At 40.5% G+C, this 417-nt stretch carries 1 pseudogene; it reads right to left on the bottom strand.

Going from position 1 to position 417, the window contains the following annotated elements:
- Positions 1-417 (bottom strand): annotated as a pseudogene (locus ACF91D_RS32155) (hypothetical protein); the annotation flags it as partial.

Raw genomic sequence — 417 nt, 5'->3', positions numbered from 1 at the left:
CTCAGAAAGTGCATCAATATCATTGAGCACATCAGTGAGCGACTCAGAATCAGCAAGTACGTCATTGAGTACTTCAGTATCTGACTCAGAAAGTGCGTCAACATCATTAAGTACATCAGTATCAGGATCAGAAAGTGCATCAACGTCGTTGAGCACATCAGTGAGCGATTCAGAATCAGCAAGTACATCACTAAGTACATCAGTATCTGACTCAGAAAGTGCATCAACATCATTGAGCACATCAGTGAGCGATTCAGAATCAGCAAGTACGTCATTGAGTACATCAGTATCTGACTCAGAAAGTGCGTCAACATCATTAAGTACGTCAGTAAGTGATTCAGAAAGTGCAAGTACGTCATTAAGTACGTCAGTAAGTGATTCAGAATCAGCAAGTACGTCATTAAGTACTTCAGTAAG

It is taken from the genome of Staphylococcus sp. 231237_7MaSpsaltlick, from assembly GCF_043107035.1.
The sequence above is the reverse complement of the archived record's forward strand: the minus strand, read 5'-3'. Positions and strand labels throughout refer to the sequence as shown.